The sequence below is a fragment of the Micromonospora trifolii genome, assembly GCF_022229005.1.
GTDB classification, from domain to species: domain Bacteria; phylum Actinomycetota; class Actinomycetes; order Mycobacteriales; family Micromonosporaceae; genus Micromonospora; species Micromonospora trifolii.
The window spans coordinates 215,547-236,605 of the sequence record NZ_JAKKFD010000001.1; the positions used below are offsets into that span (position 1 = coordinate 215,547).

Genomic DNA, 21,059 nt, shown 5'->3' on the forward strand with positions numbered 1-21,059 from the left:
CGACCTCAGGGACGTGGTGGGCGCTTTGCGTCGGTTATCCGGCCGGTACGCGGTCTGCGGGGGTTGTCGGCTCTTGGTCGACCACCCGGCGCAGCGCGGCGACGTGCCGCTCCCGGGGTGGTCCGGCGAGCAGGTGCCCGAGCGCGGCCAGCAGACCCAGCCCGCCGACGATCAGCCAGTGCCGGTCGCCGAGGTGCTGGAGGCTCACCCCGCCGAGGGTGGGCGCGACGAACGCCGCGGCAGGGAACGTCAGGTAGAAGACCGACTGGTAGCGCGCTCGTAGCTGCGGTGGCGCCAGGTCCGCGTTGATCTGCGCGTTGGGCGGGGCGGCGAGCATCGAGCCGACCGTCCAGACCACTGCGGCACCCAGGTAGATGGCCAGTTCGTCGGCGATGGCGAGCGCCCCGAAACCGAGCGCGAGCAGCGCCGTGGAGGCGGCCAGCACGACGTCCTTGCGGTGCCTGTCGATCAGCCGGGGCACGAACAGTTGCCCGACCACGATCAGCGCGCCGCCGAGCGCCACCACCAGCCCGTACGACGATGGGCCCAGGCCGTCCGCGCGCATGGCCAGCGGCATGATGGTCGACGTCTGCATGGTGAGTACGGCCAGCACGAAGGTGAGCCCGACGAAGACCAGGAAGGTGCGGTCGGTGAGCGCGGTGTGCAGTCCCGGCCGGCGGGTCCGGATGGACCTCGGTGCCGTGGCGGGCGGTGGGCCCGCCGCTGGCCGGGTCAGCCGCAGCGTCTCGGGCACCTTCCAGGCGATCACGGCGGCGGCGGTCAGTGTGGCGCCCGCGTCGACCAGGAACAGCGCTGTGAAGCTCGCCTCGGCCAGGACCCCGGCGAGCAGCGAGGCAACCGCCATGCCCAGGTTGAACGCCCAGAACTGGAGGTTGAACGCCCGCGAGCGGCGCTCTGCGGGCACCACGTCGACGATCGCCGCCACGAACGCCGGGCTGGGCATCGAGTGGACGACGCCGATCAGCGCGGAGAGCGCCGCGATCAGCAGCAGGGGTCGAGTGAAGGCGAGCGTCACCATCAGGCCGACAGTGGTCAGGTGCGCGGCGAGCAGTGTCGCCCGGCGGCCCCACCGGTCGGCGAGCACCCCGCCGAGCAGCACTCCGGCCGCCCCACCGGCCCCGTACGCGCCGACCACGGTGCCGGCCAGCCCTGCGCTCGCGCCGCGTACGTCGGTGAGGTAGAGCGAGAGGAACAGCATGGCGAACGCGCCGGCCCGGTTGATCAGTAGGCCGGCCCAGAGGTACCAGAACGTGGCGGGGAGGCCGCCTGCGGTGTCGTGCCACCAGCGCCGCAGGGCGTGCACCCGACCTCCCGACAGTTCAGGTTGTTAACTGATTCCAGTGCACAGTAGAAAATCCGGCACCGCAGCGCCAGTCGTCACGCCTCGGCGGGCTGCTGGATGCGGGAGGCGGTGGCCGGCACCAGTGCCTCGCCGGAGCGGCGCAGCGCGGCCGCCCGACGTTCCCGGGCCGGCCCCGACACCAGGTGGGCCACAGCGGTCAGGAGGCCGAGCGCGGCGCACCCGTACCAGAGCGTGTCGTTGCCGGCGTGCTCGCGCACCAGGCCACCGAGGATCGGCGCGCTGGCCCCGGCGATCTGCCACGAGAGAGAGAACACGCCCTGGTAGCGACCGCGCAGCTCGGCCGGCGACAGCTCGGCGATCAGGGTGGAGTTGGAGGGCGAGTTCAGCATCTCGCCGACCGTCCAGATCAGCACGGTCAGCCCGTAGAACCAGGGGGTGCCGGCGAACGCGGTCAGCCCGAACCCCACGCCCATCACCACGGATGCCAGCGCGAGCACGTGCGAGCGATTCCGACCCCGGATCAGTCGGGGCACGAAGAGCTGGCCGACCACGATGAGGATGCCGTTGAGCGCGATCACCGAGCCGTAGGTGGCGGGGCTCAGGCCGTCGTCGCCCATCGCAATCGGCAGCATCGAGATGTGCTGGAGGAACACCAGCGCGGCGAACAGGTTGAGTGCCACGAAGCCGAGGTAGACCCGGTCGGTGAGGATCGTGCGCAGCGCGCCGCGCGGAGCCGCTGCTGCCGGGTCGGCGGTGGCGGGACCGGCCTGTCGGGTCTCCGGCACCTTGATGAAGATGATCAGCGCGGTGATCAGCATGGTGGCCGCGTCGACCACGAACAGCAGCAGGTAGTCGGCCTGTGCGGCGAGGCCGGCGAGGACGGCGGCGCAGGCGAAGCCCAGGTTGATCGCCCAGTAGTTGAGCGAGAAGGCACGCAGCCGGTCCTTCGCCGGCACCACGTCGATCATCATCGCCCCGAACGCGGGCCGGGCCGCCTCGGCGAACATGCCGAGCAGCAGCGCGCCCAGCGCCACTGCCCAGAGATCCCGGGCCAGCCCGAGCCCGAGCATCATGGCCGCCGCGCCCACGTGGGCGGTGAGCAGCGTCGGCCGGCGGCCCCACCGGTCCGCCAGGGTGCCGCCGGCGGTCGTGCCGAACGCACCGCCGACGCCCCAGAGGCCGATCACCAGGCCGGCCTGCGAGGCCGAGAAACCACGTTCCTGAGTCAGGTAGATGGCGAGGAAGACGAGGACGAACGAGCCGAGTCGGTTGATCAGGGTGCCTGACCACAGGTACCAGAAGGTGGTCGGTAGGCCGCCGGTGGTGTCCCGGAACCAACTCCGCATCGTCCGCATGTGGCGCCCCGCTTGCAAGTAATGACCGATGTGTCTGGCGTGCCTTACAACCCTAGTGGCGGCCGGATCGGCTGGTCATCAGCTTTTTCACGTGGTGGTCGTCACGACGGCTGCCCGCGTGTCCACGCGGCGGTTGAGGCAGGATGATCCGCATGACTGCGAGCGAAGGGCCCACCGTCGGGACGCTGGTCCTGCTGCGACACGGTGAGAGCGACTGGAATGCCAAGAACCTCTTCACCGGCTGGGTGGACGTCGACCTGACCGAGAAGGGCGAGGGCGAGGCGCGGCGCGGCGGCGAGTTGATGCGCGAGCACAGCCTGCTGCCGGACGTCGTGCACACCAGCGTGATGCGCCGTGCGATCCGCACCGCCGAGCTGGCGCTCAACGCCGCTGACCGGCACTGGATCGCCGTGCGCCGGTCGTGGCGGCTCAACGAGCGCCACTACGGCGCCCTGCAGGGCAAGAACAAGAAGCAGACCCTCGACGAGTACGGCGAGGAGCAGTTCATGCTCTGGCGCCGGTCGTACGACACGCCACCGCCGCCGATCGACGACAACGACGAGTGGTCGCAGGTGGGTGACCCGCGCTACGCGCTGCTGCCGACCGAGCTGATGCCGCGCACCGAGTGCCTCAAGGACGTCGTCGACCGGATGCTGCCCTACTGGTACGACTCGATCGTGCCGGACATCCTGGCCGGCCGGACGGTGCTGGTGGCCGCGCACGGCAACTCGCTGCGCGCCCTCGTCAAGCACCTCGACCAGATCTCCGACGAGGCGATCGCCAAGCTGAACATCCCGACGGGCATCCCGCTGCGCTACGACCTCGACCCGCAGCTGCGCCCGCTCACCCTGGGCGGCACCTACCTCGACCCGACCGCTGCGAAGGCAGCCGCCGCGGCGGTGGCCAACCAGGGCCGCTGAGCCACCAGCAAAGGGGCCCCTCGGCATCGCTCTCCGCGATGCCGAGGGGCCCCTCCCTTTCGAGTCAGTTACTGCTGGGCGCGCTCTCCCCGGTGATCAGGTAGATCACGTGCTCGCCGGCGTTGACCGCGTGGTCGGCGAAGCGCTCGTAGAAGCGGCCCAGCAGGGTGGCGTCGATCGCCGTCTCCACCCCGTACGGCCAGTCGTCGCCGAGCAGCACCGCGAACAGGTTCTTGTGCAGCTCGTCCATGGCGTCGTCGTCGCGGTCCAGTTCGCCGGCGAGGTCGGCGTCGGGCTTCGCCAGCACCGAACCGATCTTCACGGCCATCCGGTCGGCGATCTCGGACATCTCGGTGAAGACCGTCCGCAGCTCGGCCGGGACGGCGGGGGAGGGGTGCCGGCGCAGCGCGGTCTTCGCCACGTGCTCGGCGAGGTCGCCCATCCGCTCCAGATCAGCTGCCACGTGCAGCGCGGTGATCATCGCCCGGAGGTCGGAGGCGACCGGCGCCTGTCGGGCGAGCAGGTCGCAGACCCGCTCCTCGACGTGCCGGTAGAGGTCGTCGATCTCGGCGTCCCGCTCGATGACCGTCTCGGCGGCCTGCCGGTCGGCGGTGAGCAGGGCCCGGGTGGCCTGGCGCATGGCGGCGCGGACGCCCTCCGCCATGTCCACCAGTAGTTGGCTGACGATCTGGAGGTCGGCCCGGAACTCGTCGCGCATCATCACGTCCTGTGGTCGGTCGCCGCCGACGGGTGCCGGCGCAGGGGGTTGAGCAGGTGCGACGCCAACGGTAGGGCGCGCGGACGGATCCCGGATGAACCACGGTGAACGACGCCAGACGTGGGGGTGAACACTTCCGTAAGTGAGGGTAGTTCGTCCCGTTCTGTGTGGTAGCCAGGTTAACAATGACCCTACGATCGCCGGGTGGAGTGGGCGGTGGCGGTCGTGGTGGCCCTGGCGTTGGTGGCCGGGATGGCCGCCGGTCTGTTGCTGCCCCGGTTCCTGCCGAGGCGGGACGGTCACTCCACGTCGACGGGGAGCGTCAGCTTCCGCTGGAGCAGGGGGAGGCCCGCGATCGCCGACGAGCAGCAGGCCGGGCTCGGCCGACGGACGATCGACTCACTCCGGGCCGGTGTCGTGGTTCTGGACAACGACGACGTCCCCGTGCTGATCAACCCGGCCGCCCGCGCGATGGGACTGCTGCGTACCGGCAGCACCCCCGGCTCAATCGCCGCGCACCCGCTGATCCGTACCCTTGCCGGTCAGGTGCGACGCACCGGCGTACGACGCGAGATCGAGCTGGACCTGCCCCGAGGTCGCGACAGCGCGGGGGAGAACCCGCTCGGCGTGCACCTGCGGGCGATGGGTCTCGGCAACGGCTTCATCGCTGTCGAGGCGGTCGACGTGACCGAGTCGCACCGGCTGACCCGGGTACGACGCGACTTCGTGGCCAACGTGAGCCACGAGCTGAAGACCCCGATCGGGGCCCTGCAACTGCTCGCCGAGGCGTTGCTGGACGCGACCGAGCCGGCCGACGCCGCTGCGCCCGACCTCTCCGAGGACCTGGTGGCCGCCCGCCGGTTCGCCGAACGGATCCAGCACGAGTCGACCCGGCTGGGTCGGCTGGTGCAGGAGTTGCTGGAGCTGACCCGGCTGCAGGGGGCTGAGCCGCAGCCGCCACCGGAGCCGGTCGCGCTGGACTGGGTGATCGCCGAGGTGGTCGACCGGACCCGCACCACTGCCTCCGCCCGGGGTGTCTCGGTGACAGTTGACGGGGCGCGTGGTCTCACCGCGTACGGCAGCGACTCCCAACTCGCCACTGCGGTGGCGAACCTGGTGGAGAACGCCATCAACTACTCGGGCGAGGACACCACGGTGCGGGTGACCCTCCGCGGTGACGACGAGCACGTCGAGGTCGCCGTCGCCGACCAGGGCATCGGTATCGCCCCCACCGACGTCGACCGGATCTTCGAGCGGTTCTACCGGGCCGACCAGGCCCGCTCGCGTGCCACCGGCGGCACCGGGCTCGGTCTGGCGATCGTGAAACACATTGCGAGCAACCATGGCGGACGGGTCGAGGTGTCGAGCACTCTTGGTGGTGGATCGACGTTCACCCTCCGGCTGCCCGCCAGTCCACCGGATGACCTCCTGGCGACACTGCCGCCGGTTGGGATCGAGTCCGGTCCGACTGGGCTACGGCAGGTCTGACAGCAAATGGAAAGGAAATCCCCGTTGAGCCGCGTTCTCGTGGTCGAGGATGAGGAGTCGTTCTCCGACGCCTTGTCGTACATGCTCCGTAAGGAGGGCTTTGAGGTTTCGGTCGCCGCGACCGGCACCGACGCCCTCACCGAGTTCGACCGGACCGGCGCCGACATCGTGCTGCTCGACCTGATGTTGCCCGAGATGTCGGGGACCGAGGTCTGCCGGCAGCTGCGGCAGCGCTCCGCCGTGCCGATCATCATGGTCACCGCCCGGGACAGCGAGATCGACAAGGTGGTCGGGCTGGAGATCGGCGCCGACGACTACGTCACGAAGCCGTACTCGCCGCGGGAACTGGTCGCCCGGATCCGGGCGGTGCTGCGCCGGCAGAGCCCGGAGGTGGCCGAGGCGGGTGCGCCGACGCTGGCCGCCGGGCCGGTGCGGATGGACATCGAGCGGCACGTGGTGACAGTCGACGGCGGGGCCGTGCAGCTGCCGCTGAAGGAGTTCGAGCTGCTGGAGCTGCTGCTGCGCAACGCGGGCCGGGTGCTCACCCGCGGCCAGCTCATCGACCGCGTCTGGGGCGCCGACTACGTCGGTGACACCAAGACGCTGGACGTGCACGTCAAGCGGCTGCGCTCCAAGATCGAGCCGGAGCCGTCCGCGCCGCGCTTCATCGTGACCGTGCGGGGTCTGGGCTACAAGTTCGAGCCGTGATCGGCGTACGCGAAGGGGGTCTGCGTTCGACGCAGGCCCCCTTCGGCCTGTCCGCTGATGCGGTCCTTTGGAGCTGATGTCACAGACGAGTCATCCGCCGACGTCCGTAGAGCCGATGCCGCAAACGAGTCAGCTCCAAAGGCGTCCCGCCCGACGCGTCGGCGCCTTGCCCTTGGCCGTTGTGGCGTCGCTCTCCAGACGAGCGAGCAGTGCGGCGTGGCGTCCGGCTAGACCTCGTCGGCGGGGTGTGGGGCGATCATGCCCTGCTTCGTCCTGGTCGCGCACAGCTCGGCCAGCCGCTCGTACGCGGCAGCGCCGATCAGGGCGGTCAGCTCCGGGGAGTACGACAGGTACATCGGCTCGGTGCCGACGTGCGCGTCCGTCGAGGAGGTGCACCACCAGTCCAGGTCGTGCCCGCCGGCTCCCCAGCCCCGCCGGTCGAACTCGGACAGGGTGGAGACCAGCACCTTGCTGTTGTCCGGTCGCTTCACCCAGTCCTGATCGCGGCGGATCGGCAGTTGCCAACAGACGTCCGGCTTGTATTCCAACGGGTGCACCCCGTCGCGCAGCGCCTGGGCGTGCAGTGCGCAACCGCCACCGCCGGCGAAGTCGGCGTCGTTGAGGAACACGCACGGACCGTCGGGGCCCTGGGTGGCGGTACGACGGGCCGGGTTCTTGCCGTCGATGGTGTCCTCGTCGGTCCAGTTCTTGAACCCTCGCCGAAAATGCTGCCAGGTCGACGGGGTGAGCCGTCGGACGGCGTTGCGGACCCGCTTCTCGTCGTCCGAGTCGGTGAAGAACGCCCCGTGCGAGCAACAACCGTCGGCGGCCCGGCCGGCGATGATGCCGTGGCAGCCCTTGCCGAAGATGCAGGTCCAGCGGGAGAGCAACCAGGTCAGGTCGGCCCGGATCAGGTGCGTCTCGTCGGCCGGGTCGGTGAACTCGATCCACTCCCGAGGGAAGTCCAGGGGCACCTCGCGACTGCGCGGGTCACCCGGGTCGTCCACCAGCACACGGAGCTCCATCGTCACTCGGTCCAGCGTACGCGCGGTGACGTCCGCAGGCCGGTGAGCCGCGCAAACGTGTTGCGCCTACTGTCTTCATCATGCGACTGGGTGTCCTCGACGTCGGATCCAACACGGTGCATCTCCTCGTGGTGGACGCGCATCACGGCGCGCACCCCTGGCCGGCGCACTCCGAGAAGGTGGTGCTCCGGCTGGCCGAGCAGATCGGCCCCGACGGCGCGCTGACCGAGGCGGGCGCGGATGGCCTGGTCAAGGCGGTGGGCATGGCCAAGGCGGCGGCCACCGGGTTGGCGGCCGACGACCTGATCGCCTTCGCCACGTCCGCGGTGCGTGACGCCACCAACGCGGCCGAGGTGCTGGCCCGGGTCCGGGACGAGACCGGCGTACGCCTGGCGGTGCTCTCCGGAGCGGACGAGGCGCGGATGACGTTCCTGGCCGTACGCCGGTGGTTCGGCTGGTCGGCGGGCCGGCTGCTGGTGCTCGACATCGGTGGCGGCTCGTTGGAGATCGCCGCCGGCATCGACGAGGACCCGGACGTCGCGGTCTCCCTGCCGCTCGGGGCCGGTCGGCTGACCCGCGAGCGGCTGCGGGTCGATCCGGCCAGTGCGGCCCCGCCGTCGGCGGAGGCCGTCGACAAGCTCCGGGAGTACGTGGACGGCCGGCTGGACAAGGTCGTCGACCAGATGACCGAGGTGGGCTGGGGTCGGGCGGTGGCTACCTCGAAGACGTTCCGCACCCTGGCCCGGCTGGCCGGGGCGGCCCCGTCCGGTTCCGGGCTGTGGGTGCGACGCAGCCTGACCCGGGCCGGCCTGCGGCAGGTCATCGGCTTCATCCGGCACATCCCACCGGCGCAGTTGATGGAGCTGGAGGGGGTCAGCACGGGTCGGGCACACCAGTTGCTGGCCGGTGCCGTGGTCGCCGAGGCGGTGATGCGCCGCCTGGATCTGGACTCGCTGGACATCTGCCCGTGGGCGCTGCGGGAGGGGGTCATCCTCCGCCGGCTCGATCAACTGGAGCCGATCTGATCAGGCGGCCGTTTTCGGTCGGTTTGCCGGCGCTCGTCACGATGCCCCCGGCGCTGCCGGGCTACGCTGGCTGATGTGACTTCCCGCGTTCCCGTGCTCCTGTCCAGCTCGTCGGTCTTTCCCGAGCCGACCGCGGCGGCGTTCCAACTGGCCGCGGCGCTCGGTTACGACGGCGTCGAGGTGATGGTCTGGACCGACGTGGTCAGCCAGGACGCGGGCGCGCTGCGTGGCCTCTCCACGCACTACGACGTGCCGGTGCTCTCGGTGCACGCGCCCTGCCTGCTGGTCACCCAGCGGGTGTGGAGCCCGGACCCGTGGGAGCGGCTGCGCAAGGCCGCCGAGCTGGCCGAGACGCTTGGCGCGCCGACCGTCGTGGTGCACCCACCGTTCACCTGGCAGCGCGACTACGCGCGCAACTTCGCCGAGGGTCTGGCCACCGTCGCGGACCGGTTCAACGGGCTGCGCTTCGCCGTGGAGAACATGTACCCGGTGCGGATGGCGGGTCGGCAGTTCGTCCCGTACGTGCCCGGTTGGGACCCGACCGACGCCGGCTACCCGTCGTACACCCTGGATCTGTCGCACTGCGCTGCCTCGCACAGCGACCCACTGGAGATGGCCGACCGGATGGGCGCCGGGCTGGCCCACGTGCACCTCGGTGACGGCACCGGCGAGGGCCGTGACGAGCACCTGGTGCCCGGGCGCGGCACCCAGCCCTGCGGTGAGCTGCTCTCCTCGCTGGCCGGCCGGGGTTTCACCGGGGCGGTGGCGGTGGAGGTCGCCACCCGGGGCGCGAAGAGCCGCGCGGTGCGCGAGGCGGACCTGCGCGCCGCGCTGGAGTTCGCCCGCCAGCACCTGACCGCGTCGTCACCTGTCGACGCCTGACCCGTCCGCCCACGATCGGGCGGCAGCGGTGTCAGCTGACCGGTGAGAGGGAATCGACCGCGGAGGTCGGCTGCGGGGCGACGGTCACCTGCTCGCCGACCGCCGCCCGCTTCCGGGCCCGGTGCGCGGCGACGTGCGAGCGGGTGGCGCAGCGCTCCGAGCAGAACCGCCGGCAGCAGTTGGACGACGTGTCCAGGTAGACGTTGCCGCACCGCTCGTCGGCGCAGACCCCGAACCGGGCGCTGCCGTACTCGCAGAGCCAGACCGAGAGCCCCCAGACCGCGCCGGCCAGGTATTCGGCACTGACCGAGGCACCCCGACTGGTCACGTGCATGTGCCAGTCGCTGGAGTCGTGACCGGAGATGCGCGGCTGCACCGGGAACGCCTCGAGCAGCGTGTTCAGCTCGGTGACCGCCTGGGCGTCGCGCCCCGAGGTGCCGTACTCGAAGACGTCGCGCAACCGCTTCTGCGCCCGGCGGAAAATCGCCACGTCCCGGTCCGCGACCTCGTCGCGCATCCAGGCGTTCTCGTCGGGGAAGAGGGCCCGCAGGTCGTCGAGGTCGTCCAGGCGGGCGTTGACCAGGTCAACGCCGGTCCGGGCGTACGCGTCGAAGTTCACGCCCCAACGGTAGACGACTCAGCGGGTGCGCGGCGCGTCGATGTAGTGCGGCAGGAACCGCGCGTAGCCATCGGTGATCAGACTCGCGCTCTCCCGCACACCCACGCCGGCCGATTCGCCGTCGACGATCCAGCTGCCCAGCACCATCCGGTTGCCGGCGAACTGCGGCAACGCCCGGAACTCCTGGTAGCACCAGCCCTCGTCGCCGTAGATCCCCGGGTTGGTGATCTCCTCATCGGCGGTGACGATGCGTACCGACCCGCCCTCGCGGCCGAGCAGTGGCTTGGCGACGTACTCCGCCATGCCGCGCGGCGAGTCGAGGTACGCCGGAAGCAGGTACTCGTGGCCCGGGTACAGCTCCCAGAGGACCGCGAGCAGCGCCTTGTTGGAGAGCAGCAGTTTCCAGGCCGGCTCGATCCAGGTGGTCGGGGTGCCCGGGGCCAGGGCCGCCGGCCCGTACGGCTCGGCCAGCATCCACTCCCACGGGTAGAGCTTGAAGCAGGTGGTCACCGGGTTGTCGTCGGCGTCGACGAAGCGTCGGCCGTCCCAGCCGATCTCCTGGATGGGCTGGAGTTCGACGCTGAGGCCGGCCTGCCGGGCGGTCTCGGCGAGGTAGCCGGCGGTCATGTGGTCCTCGCCGGACTCCTCCTCGTTCGACCAGAGCACGTGCACCCGGGGGTCGTGCAGCCCGGCCCCGATCTTGGCCCAGGCGCCGACCAGTCGCTCGTGCAGGCTGTTCCACTGGTCCAGCTCCGGGCGGGTCTGCTCCAGCCAGTACCACTGGATGATGCTCGCCTCGACCAGCGCGGTGGGGGTGTCAGCGTTGTACTCCAACATCTTCGGCGGCCAGGTGCCGTCGTAGGCGAGGTCGAAGCGCCCGTACAGGGTCGGCGGAGCCTCCCGCAGCGACCGGGCCACCGCCTCGGCCGCCCACTCCGGGATGCCGAACTCGGCGTACCGGCGCTGCGCCACCACGTGCTCGGCGGCGGCCACCGACATCCGGTGCAACTCCTCGGTGGCCTCCTCCAGCCGCAGCACCTCGTCCAGGTCGAACGCGTACGCGGCGGTCTCGTCCCAGTACGACATGATCCCGCCGTCGGGCAGCTCGGTGTCGACGTAGACCAGCCCCTGCGACCGGATGGTGGCGTCCCAGTCGGGTCGCGGGGTGACCGTCTCGCGGCGCACGTCAGCCGCCGCAGGCGGCGAGGTGGGTGCCGAACCCGCCGCGTTCGGGCAGGGCCGCGGTGGTCGGCTCCGGGGCGGTGCGAGCGGCTGCCGGGTCGGTGACCCGCATCGCCAGCGCGACGGTGTCACCGCCGCCGACCGGCCCGAGGGCGCAGTCGTCGTCATCGTCGTCGTCCGAGGTCATGTTGCAGCCGGAGAGGGCGAGCGCGAGAGCGGTGAGCGCGCCGAGCTGCACGGAGGCCGAGCGGAGTCGGCGGCGGGGGCGTTGGTCCACGGCATCGTTGTAGCCGATCGACGCCACCGCCGCCGCCCCGCCCCCATGTCGAGGTGGCCCGGCCGCCCCTCGGCGGGGCCCCTGGCAGGGGCGTTACGCTCGGCTCATGCTCCGTTCCGTCATCCTCGCCGCCTCCCGGTCATCCCAGGTCGAGCGGCTCGTCGCGACTGCCCCGTACACCCGGGACGTCGTCCGCCGGTTCGTCGCCGGCGCCGCCACCGACGACGCGTTGCGCGCGACCCGCGGGCTCGTCGACGACGGCCTCGCGGTCACCCTCGACCACCTCGGTGAGGACACCGTCCGCCCCGAGCAGGCCACCGCCACCCGGGACGAATACCTGAAACTGCTGAAGATGCTCGGCGATGCGGGGCTCACCCCGGCCGCCGAGGTGAGCGTGAAGCTCTCCGCCCTCGGCCAGATGTTCGACGAGCAGTTGGCGTACGACAACGCGCGGGCGATCTGCGCGGCGGCCGACGCGGCGGGCACCACTGTCACCCTGGACATGGAGGACCACACCACCACCGACTCGACGTTGGAGGTGCTGAGCCGGCTGCGCAAGGACTTCCCGTCGACCGGCGCGGTGCTCCAGGCGTACCTGCGCCGGACCGAGTCGGACTGCCGGGAGCTGTCCTCGGCCGGGTCGCGGGTGCGGCTGTGCAAGGGCGCCTACAAGGAGCCCGAGTCGGTGGCGTACCAGTCGGCCCGTGAGGTGGACAAGTCGTACGTGCGCTGCATGAACATCCTGATGTCCGGCGACGGCTACCCGATGCTGGCCACCCACGACCCGCGGATGATCGCGATCGGTGAGGACCGGGCCCGGTGGTTCGACCGGGGGCCGGAGCGCTTCGAGTTCCAGATGCTCTACGGCATCCGCCCCGAGGAGCAGGCCCGGCTGGCCAGCGAGGGCTACACCGTGCGCACCTACGTCCCGTACGGCGACGAGTGGTACGGCTACCTGATGCGCCGGCTCGCCGAGCGCCCCGCCAACCTGGTCTTCTTCGGCCGCGCCCTGATCTCCAAGAAGTAGTTCCTCCGATTCGGCCGACGGGCCGGCGGCGGCCCCTCGGGTCACCGTCGGCCCGTTTCGCGTATCCGGCTTGCCAAACCTTGGCTAAGTGTCTTAGCTTTAAAGCTATGACTACTAGCCAGGTGCGACGGGACGGCGGGCACATCGCGTACGAGGTGCAGGGCGTGGGCCCGTTGGTGGTCCTCGCCCACGGCATGGGCGAGAACAGGGCGAGCTACCGGCACCTCGTGCCGCTGCTGGTGGCCGCCGGTCACCGGGTCGCCTCGGTCGACGTCCGGGGGCACGGCGAGTCCAGCGCCGGCTGGCCCACGTACGCCCCGGCGGAGGTCGGCGCGGACCTGCTGGCCGTGGTCCGCGACCTCGACGCCGGTCCGGCAGTGCTGGTCGGCAGCTCGTCCGCCGCTGCGGCGGTGGTCTTCGCCGCCACCGACGCGCCCGAGCTGGTCACCGGCATCGTGCAGATCGGCGCCTTCGTCGGTCAGCCGAAGCTCAGCCCGCTGCTGCGGATGGCGATGTGGTCAGTGCTGCACAGCCCTCGACTGTTCGGGATGTTCCACAACACCCTGTTCCCGGTGCACCGACCCGACGACGACGCGGCCCACCGTCGCTCGATGGTGGCCAACCTGCGCGAGCCCGGCCGGATGGCCGCGACGCGCGGCGTGATCGCACCGGCCGAGCCGCACTGGACCGCCCGCGCCCCGCAGGTGCGCCAACCCGTGCTGGTGTTGATGGGGTCCAAGGACCCGGACTTCCCCGACCCGGGAGCCGAGGCGCGAGCCGCCCGGCGGCTCTTCGGCACCGCCGAGGCCCGGATGATCGAGGAGTCCGGCCACTATCCGCACGCCGACCAGCCGCAGCGCACCGCCGAGCAGTTGCTCGGCTTCCTGGCGGTGTGCGCCGGTGCCTAGGGTCGGCCTGAACCAGCAGACAGTCGTACGGGAGGCGGCCCGGCTGGCCGACGAGGTCGGCTTCCAACAACTCACCCTCGCCGCGCTCGCCAGCCGTCTCGGGGTGGCGCTGCCCAGCCTCTACAAGCACGTGCGGGGGGCGGACGCCCTGGCCCAGAAACTGGCCGCCCTGGCCACCGCCGAGTTGGCCACCGAGATGAGCACCGCCGCCGTCGGCCGCTCCGGTGGCGACGCGCTCCGGGCCATGGCGGACGCCTACCGTGACTACGCCCTCCGGCACCCCGGTCGCTACCCGACGACGCAGCGGGTGCCCGACCCGGCCGACCCGGAACACGTCGAGGCGGGCGAACGCGCCGTCGGTGCCATTTTCGCGGTGCTGCGCGGGTACGGGCTCACCGGCGACGACGCGGTGGACGCGACCCGCGCGCTGCGCAGCGCCCTGCACGGCTTCGTGACCCTGGAGGCCGCGGGCGGCTTCGGCCTGCCCCGCGACGTCGACCGCTCGTACCACCAGATGGTCGCGAGCATGGACATCTCGTTCCGCTCCTGGCCGCGCACCGGCGGGTGAGCCAACGGCCGGGCCGATCGGCCCGGGGCGGCCTCGCCGCATCCAGGTAGTGGTCGTACCCTTCGGCGGGTGACTGACGAGGTGCAGCAGCCAGCACCACGGCGGCTCTGGCCGCTGTGGACGGTGCTCGTGGTGGTCGTCCTGCTGCTGGGCTGCGGCCTGCCGGCGGCGCTCGTCGTCGGAGTGATCCGGGAGACAGACTCGCGCCCCACCGTCAGCCGGGTCGGCGCCTCGGCGGCCGACGACCCGGCCACCGCAGTGGCCCGTGGGCTGTCCGACCGGATCACCGCCCAGCTCCACAAGCAGTCCGCGGCACTCCTCGGCGGCGACCGCGCCGGGTTCCTCGCCGTCGCCGATCCCGCCGCCCACAACGACCTGCGCCGCCGCTTCGCCGCACTACGCGAGCTCAAGGTGACCGGCTGGCGGGCCGAGCCGAGTGGCCTGCCCGTGCCGATCATCGGCAAGCCCGGCGAGTGGCGGCTGCTGGTGCGCTTCCAGTACTGCTTCGTCACGCCGAACTGCCGGCCCAGCCCGGTGCTGATCGGCACCCGGTGGCGGGAAAACGGCGACCAGCCCCGGATGGTCGCCATGGAGGAATCCAAGTCGGTGGAGACCGGCACCCGACCGTGGGAGATCAGCGACCTGGCCGTCGCCGTCGGCGCACGGACCATCGTCGCCACCACCCCGGCGCTGCGCGGCAAGCTGCCCGGCCTGCTGGCTCAGGCCGAGGCGGCGGCGAAGGTCGCCGACGGGTACGCGGTGACCGGCTCACCGCCGGACCGATACCGGATCTTCTACGCCGGTCGTACCGAGTGGCAGCGCTGGTACGGCGGGGAGCGCCCGGAATGGACCGGCGGCTACGCGGTGACAGTGGGCGGCGGCCACCACGAGGTGGTGCTCAACGCCGAAGGGCTCTCCAACAGCGGCACCGACGACCTGCTGCGCCACGAGCTGACCCACGCGGCGTCACTGCCGGAGCGCGGCTACCCGGGCAAGCTCACCTGGTGGCTGGTCGAGGGCCTGGCCGAGTTCGCCGGTGCCGGCGGCCAGGCGGTCGACCGGTACGAGGGCATCGCCGACGTGCGCAAGATGGTCCGGGGTGGCTGGGACGGCAAGTTGGAGGGCGTCAACCCCGCCGACGACGCCTCGGCCGAACGGGTCGCCGCCAGCTACGGCATCGGCTACCTGGCCGTCCGGCACCTCGTCGACAGGTACGGGCCGCTGCGGCTGCTCACCTTCTTCAAGACAGTTGTGCACGATGGCAGGACCATCGACGCGGCCTCCGAGAAGGCGTTCGGTGAGCAGTGGTCGACGCTGCACGACGAGTGCGTGGCGTACGTCCGCGCCACCGCCGCCTGACGCAGCTCCGAGGCGGTGCGGCGGTGCGCCGTACCATCGATGGGTGCGCCGTCCCCAGTTGTCACGGCCCGCCAGCTCCACGCGGCCCCGCCTGCTCATCGCCCTGACCGCCGTCGTCGTCCTCACCGCCACCACCGCCGCCTCCTGTGGCGACGAAGGCCCCGATCTCGCGCTGGCGTCGGCCGCCCGCAATCCGGTCACCGAGGTGATCGACGCGCCGGCCACGGTGACCGCCCGCGCCGCCGCCACCCTCACCGCTCCCGCCGACGGCACCCTGTCCAGCCTGCGCGTCCAACCTGGACAACTGATCAAGCGTGGTCAGGTGCTGGCCGTGGTCGACTCACCGAGCGCGCAACAGCGTCTCCGTCAGGCCAAGGAGGCGCTGACCGCCGCGAAGCGCGCCGGTCGAGGCGTCGGAGCGGGCAGCCTGACCAGCAGCCGGCGTGGCACCGACAAGGCCGCCGACGAGGCGTTCGACGCGGCCCGGAAGGCCGCCGAGAAGATCGCCGACCCGCAACTGCGCGAGGCGCTGCTGACCCAGGTGACGTCCGCGCAACGCCAGTACACGGCCGCCGCGCGCAGCGCCGACCAGGCGGTCCGCGCGGTGCAGCGGGGGATCAACGGGTTGAGCTCCGCCGTCGGCGCGCTCTCCGCGGCGCAACGGCTCCAGGCCCAGCAGGCGTACGACCTGGCCAAGGCGACGGTCGACGCGCTGACCCTGCGCGCCCCGATCGCCGGGGTGGTGCAGCCCGGCGGCACCCGGGCCGGCGGTGGCGCGAATGCCGGTCTGGCCGGGCTGTTGCAGCAGGCCGGTGGCGCGCAGGCGGCCGGCCTCGACCCGTCCGTGCTGGCCCCCAGCCAGGGTGGGCCGCCAGCCGGCGTGGACGACGCCGTCGCGGTCGGTGGTCAGGTCACCGCCGGCACACCGGTGCTGACAGTTGTGGACACCGGGCAGTTGGGTCTGCTCGCCGAGGTGGACGAGACCGACGTGCTGCTGGTCAAGGCCGGCGTGCCGGCCACCGTCGAGTTGGACGCCGTCACCGGCGCCAGCTATGAGGCCAGCGTCCGCTCGGTCGACGTGCTGCCCACCAACTCCGCGCAGGGCGGGGTCACCTACCGGGTCCGCCTCGCGCTGGGCGCCGGGAAGCTGGCCGAGGACGAGCCGGCCCCGGCGCCCCGCCCCGGCATGAACGCGATAGTGCACCTGCGGGTCCGCGAGGCCGTCGACGCGGTGACCGTCCCCGCCTCGGCCGTGTTCTCCGCCGACGGCCGGGACGCGGTCTGGGTGGTCCGTGGCGGCAAGGCGGGCCGGGCGCCGGTGACGGTGGGCGTCCAGGGGTCAGACCTGGTGCAGATCCTCAACGGCGTGCAGCCCGGCGACCGGATCGTGGTGCGCGGCGCCGACCAGGTCCGTGACGGCCAGGAAGTCCGGTGACCGGATCCGCCGTCGCCGATCCGCGCGGCGACCGGCCGGCAGGGGAGCGCGTTGCGGCCATCGAGGCGGTGGACGTGTCCCGGACGTACCAGCTCGACGGTGTGTCGGTGGAGGCGCTGCGCGGGGTGTCGCTCACCGTGCAGCCGGGGGACTACGTGGCCCTGGTCGGCCCGTCCGGCTCGGGCAAGTCCACCCTCATGCACCTCCTCGGCGGGCTGGACCGGCCCACCGGTGGCCGCCTGGTGATCGGCGGGCGGGACGTCAACGCCCTCGCCCCACCGGAGATGGCGACCCTGCGCAACGAGACGATCGGCTTCGTCTTCCAGGCGTTCCACCTGTTGCCGCGTACCTCGGCGGTGGAGAACGTGGCGTTGCCCCTGGTCTACCGGGGAGTGTCAGCCCGGCAGCGACGGGAGCGGGCGGCGGCGATGCTGGGCCGGGTCGGCCTCGGGCACCGGCTGGATCACCGGCCCAACCAGATGTCCGGCGGTGAGCAGCAGCGGGTGGCGATCGCCCGCGCTCTGGTCACCGAGCCGACGGTGCTGCTGGCCGACGAACCCACCGGCAACCTGGACAGCGTGACCGGCGCCGCGGTGCTGGAGCTGTTGGAACAGTTGAACGCGGAATCCGGGGTGGCGCTGGTCATGGTCACCCACGACCAGGAGGTGGCGGCCCGCGCCCACCGCCGGATCACCATGCGCGACGGGGTGGTCGTGGGGGACAGCGCCGACCCGCGCTCCGCCCATGATCGACCGCCGTCCGTTGATCACGGTCGACCTGCGACACTGGTCCCCGCTCCCAGCGCGGAGCCCCGGTCCGCGTCCGGAAGCGGTCCGGGGCACCCGTCCGGTGGCTCCGGTGGCGCCGCCGGAGCCACCGGGCGCCTTCCGCGCGAGATCGAGCGGCCCGGAGGTACGGCGTGAGAGTCGCCGAGGCGTGGCGGGTGGCGCTGGACGCCCTGCGGGCCAACCGGCTGCGTAGCGCGCTGACAATGCTCGGGGTGATCATCGGGGTGGCCTCGGTGGTGCTGCTGGTGGCGATCGGCACCGGCACCAAACAGAAGGTCGAGCAACAGGTCGAGGGCCTCGGCTCCAACCTGCTGCTGGTCGTCCCCGGCCGGATCGAGGTGGGCAACGCGCCGGTCGTCTCGCCGCTGACCCTCAAGGACGTGGACGCCGTCACCCGGGTGGTCGGCGACCCCGACCGGGTGGCGGTCACCGTCGCCTCCGGGGCGACCGCGCGGGCCGGCGCCCGTTCCGACTTCACCACTGTGCAGGGCGTCCTGGAGACGACCCCGGCGGTGTTCACCCGGTCGCTGGCGCGGGGACGCTACCTCACCGGCACCGACGTGGACACCAGCCGACGGGTGGCGGTGCTCGGTGACTCGGTCGCCCGTGCGCTCTTCCCCGATCGGGACCCGCTCGGCCAGCAGGTGGCGCTGGCCGGGGTGCGGTTCCGGGTGATCGGTGTCTTCGCGCCCCTCGGGCAGAGCCTCGGCGTCGACCGGGACGACGAGGTGCACGTGCCGGTGACCGCCGCGCAGCGACTCTGGGGCACCCAGCGGGTCGACGGCATTGCTGTGAAGGCACCGGACCGGGAGCGGATCGACGAGCTGGGCGACCGGATCGTCGCCGAGCTGAACCGCCGCCACCCGGACACCGAGTTCAGCGCCGTCACCCAGCAGCAGATCCTCGGCGTGCTCGGTGACATCCTCGGCGTCCTCACCGGCGTGCTGGCGGCCATCGCCGGCATCTCGCTGCTCGTCGGCGGCGTCGGCGTCTCCAACATCATGCTGGTCAGCGTCCGGGAGCGGACCCGGGAGATCGGGTTGCGCAAGGCCGTCGGCGCGCGTCCGCGCGACATCGGCGTGCAGTTCCTGCTGGAGGCGGTGCTGCTCACCACGATCGGCGGGCTCACCGGGATGGCGCTGGGCGTGGGAAGCGCCCTGCTGGTCGACGCGCTGTCGCCAATTCCGGCGGCGATCACCTGGTGGTCGTTGGCGCTCGCCTTCGGTGTGTCGGCGGTGGTGGGCATCGTCTTCGGGGTGGTTCCCGCGCAGCGCGCCGGCCGTCTCGACCCGGTGGTCGCGCTTCGCACCGAATGAGCAGTGCCGGAACAACCGGACGACGGACGCGGACGGGCGGATACCGGGAGCACGGATCGGGTGAACCGGCCACCGAAGCATGATCAGTTGCAGGAAGGGATCGCGCCGGTCACAACCGCCCCGCTACCGTACTGGTAACACGCGCGTCGTCGGCCCGGCCCGGAGCATCCGTCGGGTTGGCACGCGCCGGGCATGGGATGGGTCGGTGAGCCATGGCCGGGTCACAGTCCGACGGACGGCTGTCGGAGGTCAAGTTCCTGACCGTCGCGGAGGTGGCGACGGTCATGCGGGTGTCAAAGATGACTGTCTATCGCCTGGTGCACAGCGGTGAACTCACCGCCGTGCGGGTCGGCCGGTCATTCCGGGTGCCCGAGCACGCGGTGCACGAATATCTCCGGGGTGCCTTTCAGGAGACCGCCTGAGCCACCGCCCCGCCCTCCGATCGCCGGTTGACCGGCGTCGGTGGGCGTAAGGAGCGAGCCAGCGGGCCCTGCGGTCGCGAGCCAGAGGCGGCCGCGGCGGGGGCGCGTTGGTCCGGCTGACGCCCTCCGGCTACCCTGGAGCCCGACCGAGACCCCACCGGTGCGCCCCGCCGCCCAGACTGGTCCGGTCCGTTGTCCGCAAGCGGTCGCCGTCGCCACCTGCGTGGTGTCATCCGGTCCGCCCCGCACGTTGTATCGAAAGGCTGTCGTATGGGCTCGGTGGTCAAGAAGCGCCGTAAGCGCATGGCTAAGAAGAAGCACCGCAAGCTGCTGCGCAAGACCCGCGTCCAGCGTCGCCGTCTCGGCAAGTGATCGCCGCCGGGCTCAAAGCCCGGCGTTCGGCGTCGCTTGCCAAACTGTCGACCTCCGGAGGCTCAGGTGATCAGGCCGTGGTCGTCCCGGCTCGGTCCATCCTGCCGGCGTAGGTGTGTCAGATGACCCCCGGTGGCACCTCAGGTGCTCCGGGGGTCGTCGTCGTCACCGGAGTGGGCCGTTACCTGGGCGCCCACGTGGCGGCCCGGCTGGCCGCCGACCCGCGCATCGAACGGGTCATCGGGGTCGACGCACCGGACTCCGGCACCGAGTTCACCGACCTGCTGGACCGGGTCGAACGGATCCGCGTCGACAACGGTTCCCTCGGTGGCCTCCTCGCCGACCTGGACGTCGACGCGGTGGTGCACCTCGCGCTGGTCACCTCGCCCGATCCGCAGCACGGCGGCCGGTCCGCGATGAAGGACCAGAACGTCATCGGCAGCATGCAGATGCTCGCCGCCTGCCAGCGGGCGCCCCGACTGCGCAAGCTCGTGGTCCGCTCGTCGACAGCCGCGTACGGGGTGTCGTTTCGGGATCCGGCGGTCTTCACCGAGGAGACCGAACCCCGTGAGGTGCCGCGCGGCGGTTTCGGCCGCGACATCCTCGACCTTGAGGGGTACGTGCGCGGTTTCCGCCGCCGCCGCTCCGACGTCACCGCCACGGTGCTGCGCTTCGCCCCGTTCATCGGCTCGACCGCCGACACCACGCTGACCCGCTACTTCTCGCAGCCGTTCGTGCCGACAGTCTTCGGCCGCGACCCCCGCCTTCAGTTCCTGCACTTCGACGACGCGTTGGAGGTGCTGCACCGGTCGATCGTGGAGGACCATCCCGGCACGTACAACGTCGCTGGCCCCGGGGTGCTGTCGCTGTCCCAGGCGATCCGGCGCGCTGGACGGGTCGCCGTGCCGGTGCTGGAGCCGGGTCTCTCCGGGGCAGCCGCGATGGCTCGCACCATGGGTTTCGGCCGCTACGGCCTGGACCAGGTCGACCTCTTCGTGCACGGCAGGGTGGTCGACACCAGCCGGCTTGAGCAGGAGTACGGCTTCACGCCCCGGTCGACCGCCGAGGCGTTCGAGGACTTCATCCGTGCCCATCACGGTGGGGTGGTGGTCACGCGGGATCAGCTGGCCACCGCCGAGCAACTCGTCCTGGACGGCATCCGGCAGGTCCGTTCAGCGGTCCGGGACCGGTCATCGTGAGCGCGAGGAGTGAGCCGGTCTTGCGAGCCCCGCAGTCGCGAACCGAGGTGACATCGTGAGCGCGAGGAGAGTCCCGTAGGGAACGGGTCTTGATCTGGGTTGTCGCCGTATCATTACAAAAAACAGCACATTCCTAAACAAA

The 21,059-nt window shown here is 71.6% G+C and carries 22 protein-coding genes; 15 read left to right on the forward strand and 7 right to left on the reverse strand.

Features of this window, described 5'->3' with window-relative positions; genetic code table 11:
• Positions 1 to 34: 34 nt before the first annotated feature.
• Together NIE79_RS01025 and NIE79_RS01030 are read right to left on the reverse strand one after the other, a co-directional pair.
• Positions 35 to 1,324 (reverse strand): MFS transporter, encoded by a 1,290-nt coding sequence (locus tag NIE79_RS01025; RefSeq protein WP_238676689.1) that lies wholly within the window; start codon positions 1,322 to 1,324, stop codon positions 35 to 37.
• 74 nt (positions 1,325 to 1,398) lie between these two features.
• Entirely contained in the window at positions 1,399 to 2,679 is a 1,281-nt protein-coding gene (locus NIE79_RS01030) for an MDR family MFS transporter (protein WP_238676690.1), read from the reverse strand.
• Positions 2,680 to 2,831: 152 nt separating this feature from the next.
• Here NIE79_RS01030 and NIE79_RS01035 point away from each other — a divergent pair, with 152 nt between their 5' ends.
• Positions 2,832 to 3,599 (forward strand): phosphoglyceromutase, encoded by a 768-nt coding sequence (locus NIE79_RS01035; protein WP_091403562.1) that lies wholly within the window; start codon positions 2,832 to 2,834, stop codon positions 3,597 to 3,599.
• A gap of 64 nt (positions 3,600 to 3,663) precedes the next feature.
• On the opposite strand, the gene phoU is transcribed toward NIE79_RS01035, so the two are convergent.
• Positions 3,664 to 4,317, reverse strand: coding sequence for a phosphate signaling complex protein PhoU (phoU, locus tag NIE79_RS01040; RefSeq protein WP_091403559.1), 654 nt, complete (start codon positions 4,315 to 4,317; stop codon positions 3,664 to 3,666).
• 204 nt (positions 4,318 to 4,521) lie between these two features.
• On the opposite strand from phoU, the gene NIE79_RS01045 reads away from it, so the two are divergent.
• Positions 4,522 to 5,805 carry a sensor histidine kinase gene (locus NIE79_RS01045; RefSeq protein WP_238676691.1) on the forward strand — a complete coding sequence of 428 codons (1,284 nt, stop codon included), beginning with the start codon at positions 4,522 to 4,524 and terminating at the stop codon, positions 5,803 to 5,805.
• A 24-nt stretch (positions 5,806 to 5,829) separates the two neighbouring features.
• Positions 5,830 to 6,513 carry a response regulator gene (locus tag NIE79_RS01050; protein WP_030329696.1) on the forward strand — a complete coding sequence of 228 codons (684 nt, stop codon included), beginning with the start codon at positions 5,830 to 5,832 and terminating at the stop codon, positions 6,511 to 6,513.
• A 227-nt stretch (positions 6,514 to 6,740) separates the two neighbouring features.
• On the opposite strand, the gene NIE79_RS01055 is transcribed toward NIE79_RS01050, so the two are convergent.
• Complete coding sequence (locus NIE79_RS01055) at positions 6,741 to 7,538, reverse strand: DUF3109 family protein (RefSeq protein WP_238676718.1); 798 nt, start codon at positions 7,536 to 7,538, stop codon at positions 6,741 to 6,743.
• Between the two features lie 80 nt (positions 7,539 to 7,618).
• On the opposite strand from NIE79_RS01055, the gene NIE79_RS01060 reads away from it, so the two are divergent.
• Positions 7,619 to 8,563: a Ppx/GppA phosphatase family protein gene (locus NIE79_RS01060; RefSeq protein ID WP_196919934.1), complete on the forward strand. Its 945-nt coding sequence runs from the start codon at positions 7,619 to 7,621 to the stop codon at positions 8,561 to 8,563.
• A 75-nt stretch (positions 8,564 to 8,638) separates the two neighbouring features.
• Entirely contained in the window at positions 8,639 to 9,445 is an 807-nt protein-coding gene (locus NIE79_RS01065) for a sugar phosphate isomerase/epimerase family protein (protein WP_238676692.1), read from the forward strand.
• Between the two features lie 31 nt (positions 9,446 to 9,476).
• Here the strand turns inward: NIE79_RS01065 and NIE79_RS01070 are convergent, their stop codons facing one another.
• The 3 genes from NIE79_RS01070 to NIE79_RS01080 are packed head-to-tail and all read right to left on the reverse strand — an operon-like array spanning position 9,477 to position 11,523.
• A complete protein-coding gene (locus tag NIE79_RS01070) occupies positions 9,477 to 10,064 on the reverse strand; it encodes a CGNR zinc finger domain-containing protein (RefSeq protein WP_238676693.1) in 588 nt (195 codons plus the stop codon).
• 18 nt (positions 10,065 to 10,082) lie between these two features.
• On the reverse strand, positions 10,083 to 11,249 hold the full coding sequence (locus NIE79_RS01075; RefSeq protein ID WP_238676694.1) for a glutathionylspermidine synthase family protein: 1,167 nt from the start codon (positions 11,247 to 11,249) through the stop codon (positions 10,083 to 10,085).
• 1 nt (position 11,250) lies between these two features.
• Positions 11,251 to 11,523 (reverse strand): hypothetical protein, encoded by a 273-nt coding sequence (locus NIE79_RS01080; protein ID WP_238676695.1) that lies wholly within the window; start codon positions 11,521 to 11,523, stop codon positions 11,251 to 11,253.
• 106 nt (positions 11,524 to 11,629) lie between these two features.
• On the opposite strand from NIE79_RS01080, the gene NIE79_RS01085 reads away from it, so the two are divergent.
• From NIE79_RS01085 to NIE79_RS01130, 10 genes are all read left to right on the forward strand, one after another.
• Complete coding sequence (locus NIE79_RS01085) at positions 11,630 to 12,550, forward strand: proline dehydrogenase family protein (RefSeq protein ID WP_238676696.1); 921 nt, start codon at positions 11,630 to 11,632, stop codon at positions 12,548 to 12,550.
• Positions 12,551 to 12,657: 107 nt separating this feature from the next.
• Positions 12,658 to 13,458, forward strand: a complete 801-nt coding sequence (locus NIE79_RS01090) for an alpha/beta fold hydrolase (protein WP_238676697.1) — start codon at positions 12,658 to 12,660, stop codon at positions 13,456 to 13,458.
• Positions 13,451 to 14,026: a TetR/AcrR family transcriptional regulator gene (locus tag NIE79_RS01095; protein ID WP_238676698.1), complete on the forward strand. Its 576-nt coding sequence runs from the start codon at positions 13,451 to 13,453 to the stop codon at positions 14,024 to 14,026. Before NIE79_RS01090 ends, NIE79_RS01095 begins: the two co-directional genes overlap by 8 nt.
• A 69-nt stretch (positions 14,027 to 14,095) precedes the next feature.
• Complete coding sequence (locus NIE79_RS01100) at positions 14,096 to 15,385, forward strand: hypothetical protein (RefSeq protein WP_238676699.1); 1,290 nt, start codon at positions 14,096 to 14,098, stop codon at positions 15,383 to 15,385.
• A 43-nt stretch (positions 15,386 to 15,428) separates the two neighbouring features.
• Positions 15,429 to 16,820 carry an efflux RND transporter periplasmic adaptor subunit gene (locus NIE79_RS01105; RefSeq protein WP_238676700.1) on the forward strand — a complete coding sequence of 464 codons (1,392 nt, stop codon included), beginning with the start codon at positions 15,429 to 15,431 and terminating at the stop codon, positions 16,818 to 16,820.
• Positions 16,817 to 17,743 carry an ABC transporter ATP-binding protein gene (locus tag NIE79_RS01110; RefSeq protein ID WP_238676701.1) on the forward strand — a complete coding sequence of 309 codons (927 nt, stop codon included), beginning with the start codon at positions 16,817 to 16,819 and terminating at the stop codon, positions 17,741 to 17,743. Before NIE79_RS01105 ends, NIE79_RS01110 begins: the two co-directional genes overlap by 4 nt.
• Complete coding sequence (locus NIE79_RS01115; RefSeq protein WP_238676702.1) at positions 17,740 to 18,924, forward strand: ABC transporter permease; 1,185 nt, start codon at positions 17,740 to 17,742, stop codon at positions 18,922 to 18,924. The genes NIE79_RS01110 and NIE79_RS01115 overlap by 4 nt, the downstream gene beginning before the upstream one ends.
• Positions 18,925 to 19,136: 212 nt before the next feature.
• Positions 19,137 to 19,346 (forward strand): helix-turn-helix domain-containing protein, encoded by a 210-nt coding sequence (locus NIE79_RS01120; RefSeq protein WP_007465625.1) that lies wholly within the window; start codon positions 19,137 to 19,139, stop codon positions 19,344 to 19,346.
• A 270-nt stretch (positions 19,347 to 19,616) separates the two neighbouring features.
• The gene (locus tag NIE79_RS01125) at positions 19,617 to 19,718 is read left to right on the forward strand and encodes a 30S ribosomal protein bS22 (protein ID WP_007465623.1); all 102 of its coding nucleotides are present in this window, start codon (positions 19,617 to 19,619) and stop codon (positions 19,716 to 19,718) included.
• A 122-nt stretch (positions 19,719 to 19,840) separates the two neighbouring features.
• The gene (locus tag NIE79_RS01130; protein WP_238676703.1) at positions 19,841 to 20,917 is read left to right on the forward strand and encodes an NAD-dependent epimerase/dehydratase family protein; all 1,077 of its coding nucleotides are present in this window, start codon (positions 19,841 to 19,843) and stop codon (positions 20,915 to 20,917) included.
• Positions 20,918 to 21,059 lie beyond the last annotated feature (142 nt).